Below are 16196 nucleotides of genomic sequence, written 5' to 3' on the forward strand. Positions count from 1 at the left end.
TCTCTTTTAAAATGTGTGTTTACTGATTTTAACGATCAAAACTATCCAGGCGGCGATAAAACATAGCCCGCCCAACGGCGTGATGGCACCAAGCCATTTTACTCCAGTTAGCGCTAGTAAGTATAAACTACCACTAAACAGCGCAATACCCGCTATCAACAACCAGCCAGATAGATTGACCTTAACGCCCCACTTTAACAGCAGGGCAACAGCTATCAATGCCAAACCATGGGTCATTTGATAGTCACTGGCAGTTTTGAAAATACTCAAAGCATACTCATCCAAATGACGCTTAAGGCCGTGCGCCGCAAATGCGCCGAGCATCACTGATAGCATGCAAAAGCCACTTCCAGCGAGTAAAAAGAGCTTAATCATTAGCATGTTCCCGCATAAATTTAGCGGCCTGTTGCGCCGCTTCTAGCAAATGTTCTGCTTCACTGTAACCACTTTTTTTACGCGGTTTAAGTGAGTGGTCACCATCTGCAAAAAATATGTACTCTGGCGCTTTATCAAGTTGCAGTTGCGCCAATTCAGCTTGATTGCCAAAGGTGTCGCGCTCTCCTTGTAACACTAGAAATGGACAAGGAATATCCGCAAAGTGCTCTGTTCTGAGCTTGTCGGGTTTACCTGGCGGGTGAAATGGGTAACCCATTGCAATCACGCCTTTTATTGGGTATTCCCCCTCGGTAACCAGCATTGACGCCATTCTTCCACCCATTGACTTACCGCCAACAAACAGTGGAAGCTGCGAGTCTATTTGCGCTAACTGACTGGCAAAACAGGCCAGTAATTTGGGCGCTCTATCTGGTGGGCGACGTTTTCCTAGCGCTTTAGCTTGTTGCATATATTCAAAATCAAACAGGCCAACTAAAATGCCTAAGTCACATAAATGTTGCGCCATGGTTTGCATGAATGGCGAGTCACTGCCCGCCCCTGCCCCGTGGGCAAAAACAAATTGCGCGATGGGTTTATTTGGTTTGAACCACTGTATTGTCATTACAATTGCTCTTGTTCTACAAGACTGAGCATCCAGTCTCTAAATGATACGATTTTACCCAGTTCAGCCTGCGATTCTCGCAGCACCAAATAGTAGGCATTTTTACTTTCTAGCACGTGATTGAACGGAATAATCAAACGCCCTGAGTCCAAATCTGGCTTAGCCAATACACTGTTGCCAAGTGCCACACCTTGGCCATGCACCGCGGCCTGCAACACCATGGAAGAGTGGCTGAAGATTGGCCCTTGGTTCACTTGTACATTCCTAACGCCCGCTGTTTTCATCCACGCTTTCCATGCCTTTCGAGTGGTGTCATGCAATAACGTATGATGAGCCAAGTCGCTGGGCTGATCTAAAGGCTTCGGGCCGTTAAGTAACAACGGGCTACACAACGGTACCAAGTACTCGGTGTGTAATTTATGTGTTTGTACGCCACTCCAATGTCCACGGCCATAATAGATAGCCACGTCAACATCATCGGTGAGTGAGTTTTCATCATGATCTTGTGCTTTGATCCGAACGTCAATTTCAGGGTGCAGCTCATTAAACAAACTGAGCCTTGGCACCAACCATTGAATCGCAAAACTCGGTGTCAAACTAACGGTTAATGACCCCTTAGCACCACGTGCTAATAGTTTTTCAGTGGCATCTATCAGTTGAGAAAAGATCTCTTTAATATCCAGAAAATAGCCCTGACCTTCTTCGGTCAATAACAACGAGCGATTCTTGCGTAGGAACAACTTCAGGCCCAAGTGCTCTTCTAAGATTTTTATTTGATGACTGACCGCAGCTTGGGTAACGTAAAGCTCTTCAGCAGCTTTTGTAAAGCTCAAATGTCTGGCTGCGGCTTCGAACGCTTTGAGCGCATTCAACGGAGGGAGTCTTCTGGACATAGCGAAAATGCCTTACAAGTTAAGCCACAAGCCCAGTATATACTGGGCTATCTATTTTGATTACAAGTCACTTGCACTGGTATCGAGCGCTGGGAAACTCTTGATCAATTCATCGACCGCTTTCATTTGTTTTAAGTAACCTTCCAGCTTAGCCAATGGCAAAGCACAGGGCCCGTCACATTTAGCTTCGTTCGGATTTGGATGTGCTTCGATAAATAACCCTGCCAGACCTAATGCCATACCACTACGGGCCAGCTCAGCGGCCTGTGCTCGACGTCCATCTGCTGAGTCACTGCGTCCTCCTGGTCGCTGCAATGCGTGAGTGGCATCAAAGATCACCGGTGCCATATGTTTCATATCATCCATGCCCAGCATATCCACCACTAGGTTGTTGTAACCGAAGCTACTACCTCGTTCACATAGAATAACCTGGTCATTTCCTGCTTCGTTGATTTTCTTCAAAATATGGCGCATTTCGTGCGGCGCTAAAAATTGCGGTTTTTTAACATTAATAACCGCCCCCGTTTTTGCCATCGCCACCACTAAATCAGTTTGGCGCGCTAAAAACGCAGGTAACTGGATAATATCAACCACCTCTGACACTGGCTGCGCCTGAAAAGGTTCATGAACATCCGTGATCAATGGTACATTAAAAGTGCTTTTTATCTCTTCAAAAATCTTTAACCCTTCTTCCATTCCCGGACCACGGTATGAATTGATAGAAGAACGGTTTGCTTTATCAAAAGATGCTTTAAACACATATGGAATATTTAGCTTTTGAGTCACTTCCACATAATGCTCAGCAATGCGCATCGCCAAGTCTCGCGACTCCAGTACGTTCATCCCACCAAACAACACAAACGGTTTGTCGTTTGCAATTTCTATGTTAGCCAGATTGATCGTTTGTGTATTCATATTTCTTCCAATTTAACTGCCAATGATACGCAGCAACTGACCACAGAGCCACGCCATATACGTACCCAGTGCATAACCAAGTACTGCTAATAATACCCCAACAGGAGCCAATGCGGGGTGAAATGCTGATGCAACAACCGGTGCCGAGGCAGCCCCGCCGATATTTGCTTTACTGCCCACCGCAACATAAAACACGGGCGCTTTGATAAGTTTTGCCACCAAGAATAATAGCCCAATATGGATCGCCATCCAAATTACACCAATTATTATATACTTAGGTGCTTCTACAATTTTGGTTATATCCATATGCAAGCCAATCGTTGCAATTAAGATATACAAAAAGCTTGCTCCGACCTTTGAGGCACCCACCGCTTCATACTGACGCGCTTTAGTGAATGACAATGCCAAGCCAATGCTGGTCACTAACACGATAATCCAGAATAGTTTACTGTGTAGTGAGAACTTTTTCAGGCCGGGATAATGTTCAACAAAAAACGGCACCAATAAGTCTGCCGCGAAATGCGCAAGGCCAGTTGCACCAAATGCTAAAGCCAGCATGATCATAAAATCTCTCAGTTCGGGTTTGCGTGCATGCTGAGCTTCAAACTGCTGAACCTTATCTATTAGACGGTCGATTGAACTAGTATCAGCGCCAGTTTTTTCATCTATCTTTTTGTGTTTTGCAGCGAGCATTAACAGCGCTGCCATCCACAAGTTGGCAACCACAATATCAACTGTGACCATCACCGTGAAAATTTCTCCGCCTGCGCCGTATATCTCTTTCATGGCAAGCATATTCGCTCCACCACCAATCCAGCTGCCGGCTAACGCAGCCATACCTCGCCATAATGCCTCAGGTCCCGAAACACCAAGTAATTCGGGCATGATAGTGGCAACGATGAGCAAAGCAACAGGACCACCGATCACCACCCCTATGGTGCCGGTTAAGAACATAATGATGGCTTTTTTACCTAAACCTAGAATGGCTTTAAGATCAATACTAAGTGTGAGTAAAACCAAGCATGCAGGCAATAGAAAGTATTTAGCAACCGTGTACACATCATTGCTACTGCCATCAACAATACCAAAGGTATTAAGTAATGATGGCAAGAAGTAACACATGAGTAGTGCGGGTACATATTTGTAAAATTTGGCCCAAAAACCCTGCTTTAGATTTGATGTATAAAACACAAACCCAAGAATGAGTGCAAGCAAGCCCAGAATAACAGCATTGTTTGTGATTAAAGCTGATCCTTGTTCCATAACAGCCCTCGTTATTATTTTTTAATGGAGTATGTTGTTGTGATCGGCAAGTTCTGCGATTTGGTGCTGAATAATCTCTATAGTTGGATCATCTGGGCACTCGTCAACAAAGAATTGTAGATCTTCCTTTGCCATTTTGGGGCAGTTGAGTTGATTAAGTAAATAACCTCTATCACGACGCTCGTAAGGATCATCACCAATTAAATCCATCAATAACTCAACGCAACTTAAGGCATGACTAAACTTATCTGCCGCAATAAAAGCCCACTTTTGTTGTGCAAGATAAAGCTTTACCGCTTCATCTCCCATCACCAACTCTAATGGCTCTTCATTCTTATCTGCGTCAGCGTCGTTTTCAGGCACAATATACCAGTTTTGCTGGCCACTATTTGGGTCAACTAAATAGCCTTCTTCGTTGCTCATTGCAACGTGCACCACAACCTCACCTTGGCTTAAAGCTAGATTCGCGTCAAACTCTGCTCGCTGCAATAGATGACTGAGGATCATCGCCAGTGCGGTAGGTGAACCACTACGCATATTAAGTACATAACACACGCTGTTGAGTGTATATTCTGGAATATTTTGGTCACTGCCACTGAATAGCCAAACAGTGTAAAAAGCATCTAATAGTTTATCTAACCGTTCATGTGGATGCGGGTATTGGACGCAAATTTTCTCTACCAGCAATTCTAACTCTGATAGCTGACAAAAGCTGGTTTCTAGTTTGGCTTGCGCATCCCAATGCCTCTCCGCCTTGATACAGCGAAATAGAGGATCCTGAGGTATGTAATCTGTACTACCGTCTTGTTCTTCGAACCAGATATCAGTCATATATCCCGAGTCAACTCACAATTTCTAATAAACGAAAGTCTAGTCTACCACTTTTTACTACAGACCCAAATAGCGATGCTATGAGCTGCATAGTTTTAATTATCTCCGTCACCCAAGAATAAGTGATAAGTACTAACCAAAGAAACTAAAAAAGCGCATCAAAGCGCTTTTTTAACATAGGCCTGTGGCGTTTAGGTTACAGGACCAGTGCACCTTTTGTACTTGCTAAATAGCCGACACCCAATAACGAGATTGTTGCGCCGATAAAAGTCGCTACTTGCGTTTGTCTATTGGTAGATTTCGCACCTATTATGCCAAGCGCAATGTAAGCGATTACCAATACTATCTTTTCAAGTAACCAAGGCTGGCCCAGAGGATTAATACTACCTGCGACTAACAAAGCGATTGCTGAAACCAATAACAGGGTGTCAACACCGTGGCTAGCTATGAAAACGCCCTTATTAGCAGCCAGTTTACCACTGCCAAAACGCGAAAAGGCGCGGGTATAAAATAATAAAATGCTGAGCACGACGAATAGCATATGTGTATGTTTTAACGCTAAGTAATCCATATTTACTCTTTATTAGTGTTGTTTGTCAGGGAAACGAGCCAAAATGGCTTCTACATCATCAATGTGTTCATTTAAAATATCAACCAAACTAGGGTCAAAATGTTTGCCTTTTTGGTTATTAATCTCTGCCAGCGCTTGTTCTTTGGTCCAAGGTTCTTTATAGCAACGTTTGTGACGCAGCGCATCATACACATCCGCTAATGCGACGATACGGCCAAAAATATGAATATCTTCACCTTTTTTACCTTCAGGATAACCTGTGCCGTCCCACTTTTCATGATGCTCTTTGGCAATCACCGCGCCAGCATTTACAATCTCACGCCTTGAGTCTTGGAGAATTCGATACCCTTTAAGCGTGTGTGACTTCATGACATCCCATTCTTCGTCATTCAGCTTGCCAGGCTTATTGAGAATAGCATCAGGAATACCGACCTTACCAACGTCATGCAGTGGTGATGACATTCTCAGCAGCTCAACATCATGGTGACTTAAACCGCTCTGGCTTGCGAATAGCTCACACATATATGCGACACGCTTAACATGATTACCCGTTTCAGTTGAGCGTTGCTCTAGCGCTTCGCTCAAACGGTAGACGAGCTCCTGCTGCGTGCTCTCAATCTCGGCTTGTAATTGCACATTTTCATATGCCAACTGTACATTTTGCGAGAATATTTTTATCAGGTGTTTTTGCGTGTCGGTTAAATATTCTGGGATACCTGACACAAAAAGCATAGAACTGTGATTGTACTCACTTGAGCAGTATGCAAATAAGTAATTGTTTTTATAAACAATGCCTTTCTCACTCAATGCTTGGTTGCAGGCATCAAGCTGCTCGGTAGTTAATACTTCTGTTATTGGCTTTCCTTCACAGCGCTCAAATTCGCCACGCCCAGTAAATACAACAAGTTGATCACTCTTTCGGCCACTTAAGTTACTGGCCACCAATGACGTGGCATACATCGCCTCATCCACGGTGCCAAGCAATGACGTTAACTGCTGCATCACTCCTTTGATAAAATGTTCAATTGAATGGGTGGCAAAAATATCCCGTGACGCACAAATGATTTTTTCCAAGCCTTGACGAGATTGTTCAATCGCTAAAATATCGCGATAAGATCGCAAGCTCGACATCACTACAGTGAATAGCTTTTGTGCGGTTAATTCGGTTTTTGATTTGTAATCGTTGATATCATAATTGACGATTACTTGACGCTCAGGGGCTTGTCCCGGTTGCCCCGTTCTTAAAATGATGCGAATGTGGTTATTCTTAGCTTCTTCACGAATAAACTTAGCAACTTGTAATCCAGCATCATCGGTTTCCATCACAACATCAAGCAGTACAATGGCTGCGTCAGGGTGTTCACTGATGACTTTACGTGCTTCTTCCCCTGAGTAGGCGCTTAAAAATTCTAAGCGCTTTTTTTGAAATTCAAAATCACTCAGAGCCAATTTAGTCACAGCATGGACTTCAGGTTCATCGTCTACGATGATCACTTTCCATTTGCCACTATGCTCTGGCTCAATGACTTCACTCGGTTCATCAGAAAACAAAAAATCATCCATATAGGGATCCTTTCAGTGCACGTCAAATAGGGTTTATAGGGACTCACCAAGCCATTGGGCTAGAGTGACACGATCACAGCCTGCCATATCTTTAATTGTAAGTATATTGCTATAACCCATTTGTGCAAAATACTGCTGCAATTTAGTAGCTTGCTGATAACCGTGCTCAATCAGTAAATAACCACCATGATTAAGGTGTTGTTTACCTTGCGCAATGATAATCTTAATATCAGACATTCCTTCGTCACCTGCCACTAATGCACTTAAGGGTTCAAACCTGACATCCCCTTGTGACAAATGATGATCATCATGCTCAATATATGGCGGGTTACTCACTATCAAGTCAAATCTTTGTTGCGCTACAGCCTGATACCAATCACTTTGAGCGATTTCTACGTTATTGAAACCTAACTTTTGCTGATTGCGTTTTGCAAGAGCTACTGCATCGTGCGAATAGTCAAGTGCAGTGATTTGCCAGTACGCTTGCTCAGATGCAAGTGCCAATGCGATGGCCCCCGTTCCGGTCCCTAAATCAAGCACTTTGGCCTTATCAGGTAACGCTAAACTTAATGCGTGCTCGACCAGCGTTTCGGTATCTGGTCTTGGGATCAACGTGCTGGCATTAACCTCCAGTGGCAAGCTCCAAAACTCGCGCATGCCCACAATATGGGCCACAGGCTCTCCCAGTCTTCGTCTGTCAATCAGCGCGATAAACTGAGTTTGCTGTTGCTGTGAAAGTTGCTCATCTGGCCAAGCAAAAAGATAACTGCGGGGTTTATCTAACACATGCAGCAGCAAGACTTCACTATCTAACTTAGCACTGTCGGAAGAGGTCGTTAAAAGTTCAGTAGCCCATGCAATTGCTTGGGCTACATTGTATGTCGTCACGTTTATTCTTCACCCATCGCGGCCAATAGATCAGCCTGATGTTCTAACAATAGCGGGTCGATGATAGCACCCAAGTCACCGGCTACGATTTCGTTAAGGCGATATAATGTCAGGTTGATACGGTGATCGGTAATACGACCTTGCGGGTAGTTATAAGTACGGATACGCTCTGAGCGATCTCCACTTCCCACTAGGTTTCGACGCTCTGATGCCTCTGCCGCTTGGCGCTTCTCGTCTTCAGCTTGCTGCAACCGAGCACCCAGTACAGATAGCGCTTTAGCACGGTTTTTGTGCTGTGAACGTTCGTCCTGACATTCAACTACCACGCCGGTTGGTATGTGGGTGATACGAATCGCGGAGTCCGTTTTGTTAACGTGCTGACCACCGGCACCTGAGGCGCGAAAGGTATCGATTTTTAGATCCGCAGGGTTAATCTGAATCGCTTCTGCTTCAGGGATCTCTGCCATCACGGCAACGGTACATGCGGAAGTATGTACTCGGCCTTGTGATTCGGTTTCTGGTACGCGTTGTACACGGTGTGCGCCTGACTCAAACTTCAGTTTACCATACACCCCATCACCACTAATGTTGGCTATGATTTCTTTGTAGCCGCCGTGCTCACCCTCATTGGCGCTCACTACTTCAACTTTCCACTTTTGCGTTTCTGCATAACGGCTATACATACGGAACAAGTCACCCGCAAAGATAGCAGCCTCATCACCACCGGTACCTGCTCGCACTTCAAGAAATACGTTGTTATCGTCTTTTGGATCTTTTGGCAACATCAACACTTGTAAATCATCTTCAAGCTGTGCAATTGCTGCTTTGGCTTCTTTGTATTCTTCTTGGGCCATTTCACGCATATCTGGGTCTGAATCTTTCAACATCTCTTCCGAGGTCGCGACATCCTCTTGCGCTTGTTGATAAGCAGCAAACGCCTTTACAACATCTTCAAGCTCTGAGTACTCTTTTGACAACGCGCGAAAACGGTTCTGATCACCGATCACTTCTGGGTCACTTAGCATCGCTTGAACTTCTTCATAGCGCTCGGCTAAGGTCTCTAACTTACGGTATACGGACTCTTTCATTAACGTCTTATTCCTGCTCAATTCCTAATGTTTGTTTAAGTTGTGCCAATTGCTCAACGTCACCCAATTTTGCAGCCTCTTGAATCGCTTTTGTTGGGGCATGTGTTAATCGATTGGTGAGCTTATTGGCCAACTCTAGCAATACCTTATCTGAAGGCTTGCCTGCTTCTAGCTGGTTAAGTGCTTTTTCAACCAACTCGGTTTTAATTTGTTGGGCGCTGTCGCGATATTGGCGAATCACATCCACAGACTTTAAAGAGCGCTGCCACTGGGCAAACTCTCTGGTTTTTTCTTCTATAATCGCCTGCGCTTGACGCGCGGCTTGCTCACGACTAGCCATATTTTCGCTGACAATGGCCTGTAAGTCATCTACTGAATACAAATAAGCCGCATCTAAATCACCCACCTGACTCTCAATATCACGCGGTACGGCGATATCGATAAGCAACATTGGCTTGTGTCGCCTTTGCTTGAGTGCCTGTTCTACAACGCCCTTGCCGATTATTGGCAAAGTACTTGCGGTGGAAGAAATAACAATATCAGCTTTGTGTAATTCTTCTGGCAATTGTGCTAATGAGATTACTTGGCCATCGACCTCTTCTGCCAACCCTTGTGCACGTTCAATCGTTCTATTTGCCACCGTGATTGATTTGGGGTGATGTTGAAATAAATGCTTAGCAACCAACTCTATGGTTTCGCCAGCACCAATCAATAACACGCGAGTTTTATCCAATTGACCATAAATGTGTTTTGCCAAATTGACTGCCGCATAGGCTACCGACACCGCACTGGCACCGATGTCAGTTTCGGTACGTACTTGTTTTGCAACCGAAAAAGTCTTTTGAAACAACCGCTCAAAGGTAGGCTTGATGCCATTGTGGTGCTTTGCGCTACTGTACGCTTGCTTGATTTGACCCAATATTTGCGGCTCACCTAACACTAACGAGTCTAATCCGCACGCTACACGCATCAAATGATTCACTGCGTCTTGATTATGATGAACATAAACATTATCACTCAGCTGTGCTTCATCTATGTTGTGAAAACATGCAAGCCACTGAAGAAGCGCTTGGGAATTCTCACTCTCAAGGCTACAATAGATTTCGGTACGATTGCAGGTTGAAACAATTACGGACTCTTTAAACTGAGCGTGATGGGCCAACTCAGTGAGTGCTTGAGACAATTGCTCAGGAGAAAAGGCAACTTTTTCACGTAGTTCTACCGATGCTGTTTTGTGATTTATACCGAGTGCGATGATGGTCATAGATGCCAGAATTGCCCGAGCCCTGTTTTAAAGCCAGCAATTTTACCAAAAATCAATCGAATATGGAAAGTAAGGAACATCATTTGACACGATTTCATTTGATTTTGCTCATGTTTTTTTTATTTCTTAACGGATGTGCGCAAAGAATCACCCCTACACAGCAGCCAAACCAAGACTGGAAAGCATTATTACAGGAACAAAAAAGCTGGCAAGCAAGTGGTAAGTTAGCTTTCCTCAGTGACAAGCAACGCCAGTCAGCCAATTTTAATTGGCAGCTCAAAGACTACAAACAACAACTGATCCTGACTAGCTTCATTGGCACTCGAATTTTATCCCTCACTGAATTGGGGCAGTACAGTGAACTTGAATATGATGGCAACACCTATTTAGACCGTGACAGTCAACAACTCGTTAAACGCTTAAGTGGCATGGATTTACCGGTTGCCCAAGCGCCTGCTTGGCTCACTGGCACAGTAAACAACGATAGCAATCAATACGATAGCTATGGGCGTTTAACCTCTAGCAGTTGGCAAGATGAGCAGGGGCAAATTTGGCAAGCAAACTATGCTCAGTATTCCTTAGTCGACGATATGTGGCTTCCAACGCGAATTAACCTGACTCATAATACACTCAAAATCAAAATTCAGCTCAACTCATGGCAGTTTTAATATGACTTCGCTTTCGTTAATGGCGCCAGCCAAACTTAATTTATTTTTACACATCAACGCACAACGTGCAGACGGCTATCATGAGTTAGAAACCCTGTTCACATTTTTAGAGTTTGGTGATGAACTCACGTTTTCCTGTACTGAGCATGATAAGGTAGAAATTATTGGGGATACCGGCGATATCCCCCTTGAAGACAACCTTATCTATAAAGCCGCATTAGCCCTGCGCCCTTTTCGCCGCGCAGAGACCGGCATTTTAGTCTCACTGAGCAAGAAGCTGCCAATGGGAGGTGGTGTTGGTGGTGGCTCATCAGACGCTGCCACAACATTATTAGCAATAAATCAATTGTGGCAATGTCATTTAAGCTTGCAAGAACTGGCTGAAATAGGTCTTAAATTGGGGGCTGATGTTCCTGTTTTTGTCAATGGAAAAACCGCTTTAGCACAAGGGGTCGGAGAAAAGTTAACCGCCGTAAAGCTGCCCCAGCGCTGGTTTTGCGTAGTATTTCCAAGTGTTCATGTCAGCACAGGTGCTATCTTCACTCACCCAGATTTACCTCGAAATACGGCAAAGCTGACAAGTGATTGGCAACTGGCAAATACCAGTAATGATTGTGAGGCTTTGGTTAAAAAGCTCTACCCCGAGGTTGAAAAGACCCTAGTCTGGTTGCTAAAATATGGCCCGTCCCGTATGACAGGAACCGGAGCGTGTTGTTTTGTTGAACTTGATTCAGCAGATGCAGCACAGCGTGTGCTCAGTTCATTACCGTCATACTGGCAAGGGTTTGTAGCCCCTAGTACCAACATATCACCTGCTCATACGCAGCTTGATAGTTGGCTTAAAATGCAGAAGTAAATTGTTTAAGTTAGCCTGTTTTGACTCTGTCATTGCATGTTAGTCCAAAAATTCAGTGCCTGAGGAACCCTACCGTGCCTGACATGAAGCTCTTCGCTGGTAACGCAACACCTGAGTTAGCTCAAAAAGTTGCAAAACGTTTATTCATTGAATTAGGTGACGCTGTAGTTGGTCGTTTTAGCGACGGCGAGATCAGTGTTCAAATCAATGAAAACGTACGCGGATCGGATGTTTTCATTATCCAGTCAACTTGTGCCCCAACTAACGATAACCTTATGGAGCTTATCGTTATGGTCGACGCGCTACGTCGTGCCTCTGCGGGTCGTATTACTGCCGTGATCCCTTACTTTGGTTACGCTCGTCAAGACCGTCGTGTACGCTCTGCCCGAGTGCCAATCACAGCTAAGGTTGTTGCTGATTTCCTATCTAGTGTTGGTGTTGACCGTGTATTAACGGTTGATCTTCACGCTGAACAAATCCAAGGATTCTTTGACGTTCCAGTTGATAACGTATTTGGTAGCCCAGTACTGTTAGATGATATGAAAGAACGTGAATTTGACGATGTGGTTGTTGTATCACCAGATATTGGTGGTGTTGTACGTGCTCGTGCTATCGCAAAGCTGCTTAATGATACCGACTTGGCAATCATTGATAAGCGTCGTCCACAAGCAAACGTATCACAAGTTATGCACATCATTGGTGACGTTGCAGGTCGCGACTGCATCATCGTGGATGATATGATTGATACTGGCGGTACATTATGCAAAGCAGCTGAAGCGCTTAAAGAGCATGGCGCAAAACGCGTATTTGCTTACGCTACACACCCTGTTTTGTCAGGGGCTGCTGCTGAAAATCTACGCAACTCAGTTATTGATGAAGTAATCGTTACAGACTCAATTCCACTATCAGACGAGCTACGTACTCTAGATAACATTAAAGTACTGACTCTGGCTGATATGCTAGCAGAAACGATTCGTCGTATTAGCAACGAAGAATCTATTTCGGCGATGTTTCAGCACTAAGATGTTGAATAAACATAGCAACTAGCACTATAAAAGCACCCCAGGGTGCTTTTTTTGTATCTCTATGTTTTATTTATCACTCAGCAATGGTATAGTAGCGCGCCTTTTTTAGGTAGGGTGTTTGGTCGCGAGCACCTTAAACTTTAAACTAAAATTTTTGGAGACATTATGTCTAACGAATTATACACATTGAATGCCGAAGTACGCGCTGAGTTAGGTACTGGTGCGAGCCGCCGCCTACGTCGTGCAGACAAGGTACCAGCAATCCTTTACGGTGCTGATAAAGAAGCGCTAACGCTAACTCTTGATCACAACAAAGTAATCAAAGCTCAAGAAGATGAAGGTTTCTACAGCCACATCCTTACGCTAAACATTGCTGGTGAGTCTGTAGAAGCAATTCTTAAAGACATTCAACGTCACCCGTACAAGCCTAAGATCACTCACTTAGACTTCCAACGTGTAGATGCTAACCACAAGATCCACACTAAAGTACCTGTCCACTTCCTAAATGAAGAAGCAGCAACTAAAGGCGGCAACACTATTGCTCACCACGTTACTGAAATCGACGTAACATGTTTACCAGCTGCACTTCCTGAGTTCATCGAAGTAGACGTAGCAGCGCTTGAAGTTGGTGCAACTTTACACCTAACTGACATCAAACTTCCAGCTGGTGTTGCTTCAGTTGAACTTGCTAAAGGCGAAGGTCATGACCAAGCGGTTGTTACTCTAAACGCGCCTAAAGGTTCTGCATCTGAAGAAGCAACTGAAGAAGCTGCTGAATAATTATTAAGGTGTCAGCACCTTGAATAATATTCAAATGCTTGTGGGCCTGGCTAATCCAGGCCCCGAATATCAAAACACACGTCACAATGCTGGTGAATGGTTCATTCTTGAACTGGCCAAGCGCTACAACTGCCAATTAAAACCTGACGCCAAACACTTTGGTCTGACAGGTAAAGTCATTATAAATAATAAAGAATTCAAACTTCTGATCCCTACCACCTATATGAATTTAAGTGGTAAGTCCGTGAGCAGTTTAGCGAATTTTTATAAAATTCCAGTTGAAGATATTCTCGTTGCACATGATGAAATGGACCTAGACCCTGGCATCGCCAAACTTAAAAAAGGCGGTGGGCATGGTGGTCATAATGGCCTAAAAGACATCATCGCGAAAATGGCCAACAATAAAGAATTTCTGCGTTTACGCATTGGTATTGGTCATCCTGGGCACAAAGATAAAGTGACTGGCTGGGTGCTTGGTAAAGCGCCTAAAGAAGATCAGGAAAAAATTGACGCAGCAGTGGATGAAGCGGTGCGTTGTATGGAAATACTGGCAAAAGACGGTGTGTTAAAAGCACAAAACAGACTACATTCATTTAAGCCGTGATCTAAATTTATATTGCGTTTATCTGAGACAAATTAGGGTTCAAAACTATGGGTTTTAAATGTGGCATTGTTGGTTTACCTAACGTTGGTAAATCTACCCTTTTCAATGCATTAACTAAAGCGGGTATCGAAGCCGCAAACTTTCCATTTTGTACTATCGAGCCAAATACGGGTGTGGTACCGGTTCCTGATAATCGCCTAAATCAATTAGCCGAGATCGTGAACCCTCAGCGTATTTTGCCTACAACCATGGAATTCGTTGATATCGCCGGCCTAGTTAAAGGGGCTTCTAAAGGTGAAGGTCTGGGTAACCAGTTTCTAGCGAACATTCGTGAAACGGACGCTATTGGTCATGTAGTACGCTGTTTTGAAAACGAAAATATCGTTCACGTAGCGGGCACTATCGATCCAGCTGATGATATTGATGTTATCAACACTGAGCTAGTACTGGCAGATATGGATGCAGCTGATCGCGCCATGCAAAGAAATGCCAAAAAAGCCAAAGGTGGCGATAAAGAAGCCAAATTCCAGAACGTTGTGTTAGAAAAAGTAAAAGCCCACTTAGATGAAGGCCTAACACTACGCTCATTACAGTTGGATAAAGAAGAAAAAGAGGCTATTAAGCCACTAAACTTCTTAACAATTAAGCCAACCATGTACATTGCTAACGTAAACGAAGACGGTTTTGAAAATAACCCTTACTTAGATAAAGTACGCGAAATCGCGGCAGCCGAAGATGCTGTTGTGATCCCGGTTTGTGCTGCAATTGAAGCAGAGCTGTCTGAACTTGAAGATGAAGACAAGCTTGAGTTTATGGAAGACCTTGGTCTTGAAGAGCCAGGTCTAAACCTAGTGATCCGTGGCGGATATGAACTACTTAAACTACAGACCTACTTCACCGCTGGAGTAAAGGAAGTGCGCGCTTGGACAATTCCTGTTGGCGCTACCGCTCCGCAGGCTGCTGGCAAGATCCATACGGATTTTGAACGTGGCTTTATCCGCGCGCAAACCATTGCTTTTGATGATTATATTCAATATCGTGGTGAAAGTGGCGCTAAAGATGCGGGTAAATTCCGCCAAGAAGGTAAAGATTACATCGTCAAAGATGGCGATGTAATGAACTTCTTATTTAATGTTTAAGACACCATAAAATATTAAAAGGGCCTGCTGGCCCTTTTTTGTTTGTTGCTGCATATTGCTCTTGTCGCAGCAGAGCATACTTTTTTATTAATCGATTAAAATAGCAGCGGACAGTGACATTTCCATGACCAATTCGGCTATTTAATCTGCAAACAAACACTCTGAGTCAGTTTTTTGCAAAAAAGGTGTTGACGTGTTTGGGGCATATCAGCATAATACGCCCCGCATCAGCGATGATGGGAAATAAAAAAAGATGGCTATGTAGCTCAGCTGGTTAGAGCACATCACTCATAATGATGGGGTCCCCTGTTCAAATCAGGGCATAGCCACCATGCTTTTATTACTACCAAACTCATCGATTTAGCTGGTCAAATTGCGGGGGTGGCGGAATTGGTAGACGCGCTGGATTTAGGTTCCAGTATCTTCGGGTGTGAGAGTTCAAGTCTCTCCCTCCGCACCAACTTTTTAAGTTGGTTTGAGTAAACGTTGTTGGAGTATCGCCAAGCGGTAAGGCAGCGGGTTTTGATCCCGCCATTCCCAGGTTCAAATCCTGGTACTCCAGCCAATGGCTATGTAGCTCAGCTGGTTAGAGCACATCACTCATAATGATGGGGTCCCCTGTTCAAATCAGGGCATAGCCACCATTTACTCCCACAAAGTGCAATGTGGTAAAAAGCACGACCTCCTGTGCAGAGGTGGCGGAATTGGCCAGATGTCGATTAGACGCTGGATTTAGGTTCCATCAGAATTAGTACAACCTCCTTGTGCGGGGGTGGCGGAATTGGTAGACGCGCTGGATTTAGGTTCCAGTATCTTCGGGTGTGAGAGTTCAAGTCTCTCCCTCCGCACCA

The 16196-nt window shown here is 44.4% G+C and carries 17 protein-coding genes and 5 tRNA genes; 11 read left to right on the forward strand and 11 right to left on the reverse strand.

What is annotated here, in order from left to right; genetic code table 11:
* Positions 1-6: 6 nt before the first annotated feature.
* The 11 genes from BET10_RS18805 to hemA all read right to left on the reverse strand — a co-directional run bounded on the left by BET10_RS18805 (position 7) and on the right by hemA (position 10273).
* On the reverse strand, positions 7-375 hold the full coding sequence (locus BET10_RS18805; RefSeq protein ID WP_070987442.1) for a DUF423 domain-containing protein: 369 nt from the start codon (positions 373-375) through the stop codon (positions 7-9).
* The gene (locus BET10_RS18810; RefSeq protein ID WP_070987292.1) at positions 368-997 is read right to left on the reverse strand and encodes an alpha/beta family hydrolase; all 630 of its coding nucleotides are present in this window, start codon (positions 995-997) and stop codon (positions 368-370) included. Before BET10_RS18810 ends, BET10_RS18805 begins: the two co-directional genes overlap by 8 nt.
* A complete protein-coding gene (locus BET10_RS18815; RefSeq protein WP_070987294.1) occupies positions 997-1890 on the reverse strand; it encodes a transcriptional regulator GcvA in 894 nt (297 codons plus the stop codon). The genes BET10_RS18810 and BET10_RS18815 overlap by 1 nt, the downstream gene beginning before the upstream one ends.
* 60 nt (positions 1891-1950) lie before the next feature.
* On the reverse strand, positions 1951-2805 hold the full coding sequence (gene kdsA, locus BET10_RS18820; RefSeq protein WP_070987296.1) for a 3-deoxy-8-phosphooctulonate synthase: 855 nt from the start codon (positions 2803-2805) through the stop codon (positions 1951-1953).
* 12 nt (positions 2806-2817) lie between these two features.
* Positions 2818-4068 carry a DUF819 family protein gene (locus tag BET10_RS18825; RefSeq protein ID WP_070987298.1) on the reverse strand — a complete coding sequence of 417 codons (1251 nt, stop codon included), beginning with the start codon at positions 4066-4068 and terminating at the stop codon, positions 2818-2820.
* Between the two features lie 21 nt (positions 4069-4089).
* The gene (locus BET10_RS18830) at positions 4090-4899 is read right to left on the reverse strand and encodes a tetratricopeptide repeat protein (protein ID WP_070987300.1); all 810 of its coding nucleotides are present in this window, start codon (positions 4897-4899) and stop codon (positions 4090-4092) included.
* A 196-nt stretch (positions 4900-5095) separates the two neighbouring features.
* Entirely contained in the window at positions 5096-5470 is a 375-nt protein-coding gene (locus BET10_RS18835; RefSeq protein ID WP_070987302.1) for a SirB2 family protein, read from the reverse strand.
* A 12-nt stretch (positions 5471-5482) separates the two neighbouring features.
* On the reverse strand, positions 5483-7033 hold the full coding sequence (locus tag BET10_RS18840; protein WP_070987305.1) for a response regulator: 1551 nt from the start codon (positions 7031-7033) through the stop codon (positions 5483-5485).
* Positions 7034-7066: 33 nt separating this feature from the next.
* A complete protein-coding gene (gene prmC, locus BET10_RS18845; protein ID WP_070987307.1) occupies positions 7067-7921 on the reverse strand; it encodes a peptide chain release factor N(5)-glutamine methyltransferase in 855 nt (284 codons plus the stop codon).
* A gap of 2 nt (positions 7922-7923) precedes the next feature.
* Complete coding sequence (gene prfA, locus BET10_RS18850; RefSeq protein ID WP_070987309.1) at positions 7924-9009, reverse strand: peptide chain release factor 1; 1086 nt, start codon at positions 9007-9009, stop codon at positions 7924-7926.
* A 7-nt stretch (positions 9010-9016) separates the two neighbouring features.
* Positions 9017-10273: a glutamyl-tRNA reductase gene (hemA, locus tag BET10_RS18855; protein WP_070987311.1), complete on the reverse strand. Its 1257-nt coding sequence runs from the start codon at positions 10271-10273 to the stop codon at positions 9017-9019.
* Positions 10274-10383: 110 nt separating this feature from the next.
* Between hemA and lolB the strand changes: the two genes are divergently transcribed.
* The 11 genes from lolB (at position 10384) to BET10_RS18910 (ending at position 16196) form a co-directional block, all read left to right on the forward strand.
* Complete coding sequence (lolB, locus tag BET10_RS18860; protein ID WP_240503718.1) at positions 10384-10941, forward strand: lipoprotein insertase outer membrane protein LolB; 558 nt, start codon at positions 10384-10386, stop codon at positions 10939-10941.
* Between the two features lies 1 nt (position 10942).
* Positions 10943-11797 (forward strand): 4-(cytidine 5'-diphospho)-2-C-methyl-D-erythritol kinase, encoded by an 855-nt coding sequence (gene ispE, locus BET10_RS18865; RefSeq protein WP_070987315.1) that lies wholly within the window; start codon positions 10943-10945, stop codon positions 11795-11797.
* 74 nt (positions 11798-11871) lie between these two features.
* Positions 11872-12819 carry a ribose-phosphate pyrophosphokinase gene (locus BET10_RS18870; protein WP_070987317.1) on the forward strand — a complete coding sequence of 316 codons (948 nt, stop codon included), beginning with the start codon at positions 11872-11874 and terminating at the stop codon, positions 12817-12819.
* Between the two features lie 168 nt (positions 12820-12987).
* Positions 12988-13602: a 50S ribosomal protein L25/general stress protein Ctc gene (locus BET10_RS18875; RefSeq protein ID WP_070987319.1), complete on the forward strand. Its 615-nt coding sequence runs from the start codon at positions 12988-12990 to the stop codon at positions 13600-13602.
* 19 nt (positions 13603-13621) lie between these two features.
* Entirely contained in the window at positions 13622-14206 is a 585-nt protein-coding gene (gene pth / locus BET10_RS18880) for an aminoacyl-tRNA hydrolase (protein ID WP_070987321.1), read from the forward strand.
* Positions 14207-14253: 47 nt separating this feature from the next.
* Entirely contained in the window at positions 14254-15345 is a 1092-nt protein-coding gene (ychF, locus tag BET10_RS18885; RefSeq protein WP_070987324.1) for a redox-regulated ATPase YchF, read from the forward strand.
* A gap of 255 nt (positions 15346-15600) precedes the next feature.
* Positions 15601-15677: transfer RNA gene (locus BET10_RS18890), tRNA-Met, on the forward strand.
* 43 nt (positions 15678-15720) lie between these two features.
* Positions 15721-15805, forward strand: a tRNA-Leu gene (locus BET10_RS18895).
* A gap of 30 nt (positions 15806-15835) precedes the next feature.
* A tRNA-Gln gene (locus BET10_RS18900) sits at positions 15836-15910 on the forward strand.
* A gap of 2 nt (positions 15911-15912) precedes the next feature.
* Positions 15913-15989 (forward strand) — tRNA-Met (locus BET10_RS18905).
* A gap of 122 nt (positions 15990-16111) precedes the next feature.
* A tRNA-Leu gene (locus tag BET10_RS18910) sits at positions 16112-16196 on the forward strand.

Origin of the sequence: Pseudoalteromonas amylolytica (genome assembly GCF_001854605.1) — a bacterium.
Classification (GTDB): Bacteria; Pseudomonadota; Gammaproteobacteria; order Enterobacterales; family Alteromonadaceae; genus Pseudoalteromonas; species Pseudoalteromonas amylolytica.

What these genes read in the sequence shown, in the direction of transcription:
- ychF (WP_070987324.1), top strand. Translation starts at nt 14,254, where the DNA reads ATGGGTTTTAAATGTGGCATTGTTGGTTTACCTAACGTTGGTAAATCT.
- kdsA (WP_070987296.1), bottom strand. Translation starts at nt 2,805, where the DNA reads ATGAATACACAAACGATCAATCTGGCTAACATAGAAATTGCAAACGAC.
- BET10_RS18830 (WP_070987300.1), bottom strand. Translation starts at nt 4,899, where the DNA reads ATGACTGATATCTGGTTCGAAGAACAAGACGGTAGTACAGATTACATA.
- prfA (WP_070987309.1), bottom strand. Translation starts at nt 9,009, where the DNA reads ATGAAAGAGTCCGTATACCGTAAGTTAGAGACCTTAGCCGAGCGCTAT.
- ispE (WP_070987315.1), top strand. Translation starts at nt 10,943, where the DNA reads ATGACTTCGCTTTCGTTAATGGCGCCAGCCAAACTTAATTTATTTTTA.
- BET10_RS18835 (WP_070987302.1), bottom strand. Translation starts at nt 5,470, where the DNA reads ATGGATTACTTAGCGTTAAAACATACACATATGCTATTCGTCGTGCTC.
- BET10_RS18810 (WP_070987292.1), bottom strand. Translation starts at nt 997, where the DNA reads ATGACAATACAGTGGTTCAAACCAAATAAACCCATCGCGCAATTTGTT.
- lolB (WP_240503718.1), top strand. Translation starts at nt 10,384, where the DNA reads ATGTTTTTTTTATTTCTTAACGGATGTGCGCAAAGAATCACCCCTACA.
- hemA (WP_070987311.1), bottom strand. Translation starts at nt 10,273, where the DNA reads ATGACCATCATCGCACTCGGTATAAATCACAAAACAGCATCGGTAGAA.
- BET10_RS18875 (WP_070987319.1), top strand. Translation starts at nt 12,988, where the DNA reads ATGTCTAACGAATTATACACATTGAATGCCGAAGTACGCGCTGAGTTA.
- BET10_RS18825 (WP_070987298.1), bottom strand. Translation starts at nt 4,068, where the DNA reads ATGGAACAAGGATCAGCTTTAATCACAAACAATGCTGTTATTCTGGGC.
- BET10_RS18815 (WP_070987294.1), bottom strand. Translation starts at nt 1,890, where the DNA reads ATGTCCAGAAGACTCCCTCCGTTGAATGCGCTCAAAGCGTTCGAAGCC.
- BET10_RS18840 (WP_070987305.1), bottom strand. Translation starts at nt 7,033, where the DNA reads ATGGATGATTTTTTGTTTTCTGATGAACCGAGTGAAGTCATTGAGCCA.
- BET10_RS18805 (WP_070987442.1), bottom strand. Translation starts at nt 375, where the DNA reads ATGATTAAGCTCTTTTTACTCGCTGGAAGTGGCTTTTGCATGCTATCA.